Here is a 6125-nt window from a genome sequence, read left to right on the forward strand (position 1 = left end):
CGGACGAACTGAAAAGTATAGCACGGAATGTCGGAAATATCGAGAGATATCTTAGACAGGCGGAAGGAATACTTTATAATTTCGCAACGCTCTTTAACAAAACAGATTACCGATAAGTGTGAGTGCCTTGGGCCTCGCACTGTTTGAAAGACAGACGAGATGATGTTTTGAACATTGTCCTGTCGGTTTCTTTGAAGCAGACCAGAAGTTAAAAAGTTAGAGATTGAACATAAGAGTTTGATCCTGGCTCAGATTGAACGCTGGCGGCATGCTTTACACATGCAAGTCGGACGGCAGCACAGGGAAGCTTGCTTCTCGGGTGGCGAGTGGCGAACGGGTGAGTAACATATCGGAACGTACCGGGTAGCGGGGGATAACTGATCGAAAGATCAGCTAATACCGCATACGTCTTGAGAGGGAAAGCAGGGGACCTTCGGGCCTTGCGCTATCCGAGCGGCCGATATCTGATTAGCTGGTTGGCGGGGTAAAGGCCCACCAAGGCGACGATCAGTAGCGGGTCTGAGAGGATGATCCGCCACACTGGGACTGAGACACGGCCCAGACTCCTACGGGAGGCAGCAGTGGGGAATTTTGGACAATGGGCGCAAGCCTGATCCAGCCATGCCGCGTGTCTGAAGAAGGCCTTCGGGTTGTAAAGGACTTTTGTCAGGGAAGAAAAGGCTGTTGCCAATATCGGCGGCCGATGACGGTACCTGAAGAATAAGCACCGGCTAACTACGTGCCAGCAGCCGCGGTAATACGTAGGGTGCGAGCGTTAATCGGAATTACTGGGCGTAAAGCGGGCGCAGACGGTTACTTAAGCAGGATGTGAAATCCCCGGGCTCAACCCGGGAACTGCGTTCTGAACTGGGTGACTCGAGTGTGTCAGAGGGAGGTGGAATTCCACGTGTAGCAGTGAAATGCGTAGAGATGTGGAGGAATACCGATGGCGAAGGCAGCCTCCTGGGATAACACTGACGTTCATGTCCGAAAGCGTGGGTAGCAAACAGGATTAGATACCCTGGTAGTCCACGCCCTAAACGATGTCAATTAGCTGTTGGGCAACTTGATTGCTTGGTAGCGTAGCTAACGCGTGAAATTGACCGCCTGGGGAGTACGGTCGCAAGATTAAAACTCAAAGGAATTGACGGGGACCCGCACAAGCGGTGGATGATGTGGATTAATTCGATGCAACGCGAAGAACCTTACCTGGTTTTGACATGTGCGGAATCCTCCGGAGACGGAGGAGTGCCTTCGGGAGCCGTAACACAGGTGCTGCATGGCTGTCGTCAGCTCGTGTCGTGAGATGTTGGGTTAAGTCCCGCAACGAGCGCAACCCTTGTCATTAGTTGCCATCATTCGGTTGGGCACTCTAATGAGACTGCCGGTGACAAGCCGGAGGAAGGTGGGGATGACGTCAAGTCCTCATGGCCCTTATGACCAGGGCTTCACACGTCATACAATGGTCGGTACAGAGGGTAGCCAAGCCGCGAGGCGGAGCCAATCTCACAAAACCGATCGTAGTCCGGATTGCACTCTGCAACTCGAGTGCATGAAGTCGGAATCGCTAGTAATCGCAGGTCAGCATACTGCGGTGAATACGTTCCCGGGTCTTGTACACACCGCCCGTCACACCATGGGAGTGGGGGATACCAGAAGTAGGTAGGGTAACCGCAAGGAGTCCGCTTACCACGGTATGCTTCATGACTGGGGTGAAGTCGTAACAAGGTAGCCGTAGGGGAACCTGCGGCTGGATCACCTCCTTTCTAGAGAAAGAAGGGGCTTTAGGCATTCACACTTATCGGTAAACTGAAAAGATGCGGAAGAAGCTTGAGTGAAGGCAAGGTTCGCTTAAGAAGGGAAACCGGGTTTGTAGCTCAGCTGGTTAGAGCACACGCTTGATAAGCGTGGGGTCGGAGGTTCAAGTCCTCCCAGACCCACCAAGAACGGGGGCATAGCTCAGTTGGTAGAGCACCTGCTTTGCAAGCAGGGGGTCATCGGTTCGATCCCGTTTGCCTCCACCAAAACTTTACAAATGAAAGCAAGTTTGCTGTTTTTAGCAGCTTATTTTGATTTGCGAAGTAGAATAACGACGCATCGATCTTTAACAAATTGGAAAGCCGAAATCAACAAACAAAGACAATGAGTTTGTTTTGATTTTTTATTCTTTGCAAAGGATAAAAAATCTCTCGCAAGAGAAAAGAAAACAAACATAGTATTTGGGTGATGATTGTATCGACTTAATCCTGAAACACAAAAGGCAGGATTAAGACACAACAAAGCAGTAAGCTTTATCAAAGTAGGGATTTCAAGTTTGCTTACTTAGTCAACGGGTAGGTAAACGAAGTCAAAGAAGTTCTTGAAATGATAGAGTCAAGTGAATAAGTGCATCAGGCGGATGCCTTGGCGATGATAGGCGACGAAGGACGTGTAAGCCTGCGAAAAGCGCGGGGGAGCTGGCAATAAAGCTATGATTCCGCGATGTCCGAATGGGGAAACCCACTGCATTCTGTGCAGTATCCTAAGTTGAATACATAGGCTTAGAGAAGCGAACCCGGAGAACTGAACCATCTAAGTACCCGGAGGAAAAGAAATCAACCGAGATTCCGCAAGTAGTGGCGAGCGAACGCGGAGGAGCCTGTACGTAATAACTGTCGAGATAGAAGAACAAGCTGGGAAGCTTGACCATAGCGGGTGACAGTCCCGTATTCGAAATCTCAACAGCGGTACTAAGCGTACGAAAAGTAGGGCGGGACACGTGAAATCCTGTCTGAATATGGGGGGACCATCCTCCAAGGCTAAATACTCATCATCGACCGATAGTGAACCAGTACCGTGAGGGAAAGGCGAAAAGAACCCCGGGAGGGGAGTGAAACAGAACCTGAAACCTGATGCATACAAACAGTGGGAGCGCCCTAGTGGTGTGACTGCGTACCTTTTGTATAATGGGTCAACGACTTACATTCAGTAGCGAGCTTAACCGGATAGGGGAGGCGTAGGGAAACCGAGTCTTAATAGGGCGATGAGTTGCTGGGTGTAGACCCGAAACCGAGTGATCTATCCATGGTCAGGTTGAAGGTGCCGTAACAGGTACTGGAGGACCGAACCCACGCATGTTGCAAAATGCGGGGATGAGCTGTGGGTAGGGGTGAAAGGCTAAACAAACTCGGAGATAGCTGGTTCTCCCCGAAAACTATTTAGGTAGTGCCTCGAGCAAGACACTGATGGGGGTAAAGCACTGTTATGGCTAGGGGGTTATTGCAACTTACCAACCCATGGCAAACTCAGAATACCATCAAGTGGTTCCTCGGGAGACAGACAGCGGGTGCTAACGTCCGTTGTCAAGAGGGAAACAACCCAGACCGCCGGCTAAGGTCCCAAATGATAGATTAAGTGGTAAACGAAGTGGGAAGGCACAGACAGCCAGGATGTTGGCTTAGAAGCAGCCATCATTTAAAGAAAGCGTAATAGCTCACTGGTCGAGTCGTCCTGCGCGGAAGATGTAACGGGGCTCAAATCTATAACCGAAGCTGCGGATGCCGGTTTACCGGCATGGTAGGGGAGCGTTCTGTAGGCTGATGAAGGTGCATTGTAAAGTGTGCTGGAGGTATCAGAAGTGCGAATGTTGACATGAGTAGCGATAAAGCGGGTGAAAAGCCCGCTCGCCGAAAGCCCAAGGTTTCCTACGCAACGTTCATCGGCGTAGGGTAAGTCGGCCCCTAAGGCGAGGCAGAAATGCGTAGTCGATGGGAAACAGGTTAATATTCCTGTACTTGATTCAAATGCGATGTGGGGACGGAGAAGGTTAGGTTGGCAAGCTGTTGGAATAGCTTGTTTAAGCCGGTAGGTGGAAGACTTAGGCAAATCCGGGTTTTCTTAACACCGAGAAGTGATGACGAGTGTCTACGGACACGAAGCAACCGATACCACGCTTCCAGGAAAAGCCACTAAGCTTCAGTTTGAATCGAACCGTACCGCAAACCGACACAGGTGGGCAGGATGAGAATTCTAAGGCGCTTGAGAGAACTCGGGAGAAGGAACTCGGCAAATTGATACCGTAACTTCGGGAGAAGGTATGCCCTCTAAGGTTAAGGACTTGCTCCGTAAGCCCCGGAGGGTCGCAGAGAATAGGTGGCTGCGACTGTTTATTAAAAACACAGCACTCTGCCAACACGAAAGTGGACGTATAGGGTGTGACGCCTGCCCGGTGCCGGAAGGTTAATTGAAGATGTGCAAGCATCGGATCGAAGCCCCGGTAAACGGCGGCCGTAACTATAACGGTCCTAAGGTAGCGAAATTCCTTGTCGGGTAAGTTCCGACCCGCACGAATGGCGTAACGATGGCCACACTGTCTCCTCCCGAGACTCAGCGAAGTTGAAGTGGTTGTGAAGATGCAATCTACCCGCTGCTAGACGGAAAGACCCCGTGAACCTTTACTGTAGCTTTGCATTGGACTTTGAAGTCACTTGTGTAGGATAGGTGGGAGGCTTGGAAGCAGAGACGCCAGTCTCTGTGGAGTCGTCCTTGAAATACCACCCTGGTGTCTTTGAGGTTCTAACCCAGACCCGTCATCCGGGTCGGGGACCGTGCATGGTAGGCAGTTTGACTGGGGCGGTCTCCTCCCAAAGCGTAACGGAGGAGTTCGAAGGTTACCTAGGTCCGGTCGGAAATCGGACTGATAGTGCAATGGCAAAAGGTAGCTTAACTGCGAGACCGACAAGTCGGGCAGGTGCGAAAGCAGGACATAGTGATCCGGTGGTTCTGTATGGAAGGGCCATCGCTCAACGGATAAAAGGTACTCCGGGGATAACAGGCTGATTCCGCCCAAGAGTTCATATCGACGGCGGAGTTTGGCACCTCGATGTCGGCTCATCACATCCTGGGGCTGTAGTCGGTCCCAAGGGTATGGCTGTTCGCCATTTAAAGTGGTACGTGAGCTGGGTTTAAAACGTCGTGAGACAGTTTGGTCCCTATCTGCAGTGGGCGTTGGAAGTTTGACGGGGGCTGCTCCTAGTACGAGAGGACCGGAGTGGACGAACCTCTGGTGTACCGGTTGTAACGCCAGTTGCATAGCCGGGTAGCTAAGTTCGGAAGAGATAAGCGCTGAAAGCATCTAAGCGCGAAACTCGCCTGAAGATGAGACTTCCCTTGCGGTTTAACCGCACTAAAGGGTCGTTCGAGACCAGGACGTTGATAGGTGGGGTGTGGAAGCGCGGTAACGCGTGAAGCTAACCCATACTAATTGCCCGTGAGGCTTGACTCTATCATTTGAAGGACTTCAAGAGATAAAAGCTTACTGACTGATTCAGTCATTACCGAATATATTGATTAAGGCTTTACCGATTTGCAACAGTTTAAGTTTGGCGGCCATAGCGAGTTGGTCCCACGCCTTCCCATCCCGAACAGGACCGTGAAACGACTCAGCGCCGATGATAGTGTGGTTCTTCCATGCGAAAGTAGGTCACTGCCAAACACCCTTTCAGAAAACCCCCGGATATCCGGGGGTTTTTGCTTTGCCCGGAAAAAATGTCGGGGATGGCGGGACGGCATCTGTACGGTGTCCGGTCGGGTTTGCGGAGGAACGGCTTGAAACTTTGGGATATTCATTTTAGAATGACCCGTTTTATAGCGGATTAACAAAAATCAGGACAAGGCGGCGGGCCGCAGGCAGTACGGATAGTACGGAACCGGTTCGCCCGGTGCTTCATCACCTTAGGGAATCGTTCCCTTTGAGCCGGGGCGGGGCAACGCCGTACCGGTTTTTGTTAATCCGCCATATCGTCGCAAGATGCGGTTTGTTGTTTGCAACCCTTAAAGGAAAAACCATGAAAAAAATGTTTGTATTGTTCTGTATGCTGTTCTCCTGCGCCTTCTCCCTTGCGGCGGTAAACATCAATGCGGCTTCGCAGCAGGAGCTGGAGGCGCTGCCGGGCATAGGCCCGGCGAAGGCGAAGGCCATTGCGGAATACCGCGCGCAAAACGGCGCGTTCAAGTCTGTGGACGATTTGATCAAGGTGAAGGGCATCGGTCCGGCGGTGCTGGCGAAGCTGAAAGACCAGGCTTCCGTCGGCGCGCCCGCACCAAAAGGCCCCGCCAAACCGGTGCTGCCTGCGGTTAAAAAATAG

Annotated in this window: 1 protein-coding gene, 2 tRNA genes, 3 rRNA genes and 1 pseudogene; all 7 read left to right on the forward strand. The window is 51.6% G+C overall.

The genetic code is table 11. The features are described 5' to 3' along the window. The first annotated feature begins 225 nt into the window (after nt 1-225). The 7 genes and pseudogenes from DFR77_RS12045 to DFR77_RS12080 all read left to right on the forward strand — a co-directional run bounded on the left by DFR77_RS12045 (nt 226) and on the right by DFR77_RS12080 (nt 6125). Nucleotides 226-1766, forward strand: a 16S ribosomal RNA gene (locus DFR77_RS12045). A gap of 100 nt (nt 1767-1866) precedes the next feature. After that, nucleotides 1867-1943: transfer RNA gene (locus DFR77_RS12050), tRNA-Ile, on the forward strand. A gap of 5 nt (nt 1944-1948) precedes the next feature. Continuing rightward, nucleotides 1949-2024 (forward strand) — tRNA-Ala (locus tag DFR77_RS12055). Between the two features lie 347 nt (nt 2025-2371). Then, nucleotides 2372-5263: ribosomal RNA gene (locus DFR77_RS12060) — 23S ribosomal RNA — on the forward strand. Between the two features lie 96 nt (nt 5264-5359). Continuing rightward, nucleotides 5360-5473 (forward strand): 5S ribosomal RNA (gene rrf / locus DFR77_RS12065). The 16S, 23S and 5S rRNA genes sit together here with 2 tRNA genes alongside, the layout of an rRNA operon. 35 nt (nt 5474-5508) lie before the next feature. Beyond that, a pseudogene (locus DFR77_RS14270) lies at nt 5509-5625 on the forward strand (competence protein ComE); the annotation flags it as partial. Between the two features lie 104 nt (nt 5626-5729). Further along, nucleotides 5730-6125: a helix-hairpin-helix domain-containing protein gene (locus DFR77_RS12080; RefSeq protein WP_003703428.1), complete on the forward strand. Its 396-nt coding sequence runs from the start codon at nt 5730-5732 to the stop codon at nt 6123-6125.

Origin of the sequence: Neisseria gonorrhoeae (assembly GCF_003315235.1) — a bacterium.
Classification (GTDB): Bacteria; Pseudomonadota; Gammaproteobacteria; order Burkholderiales; family Neisseriaceae; genus Neisseria; species Neisseria gonorrhoeae.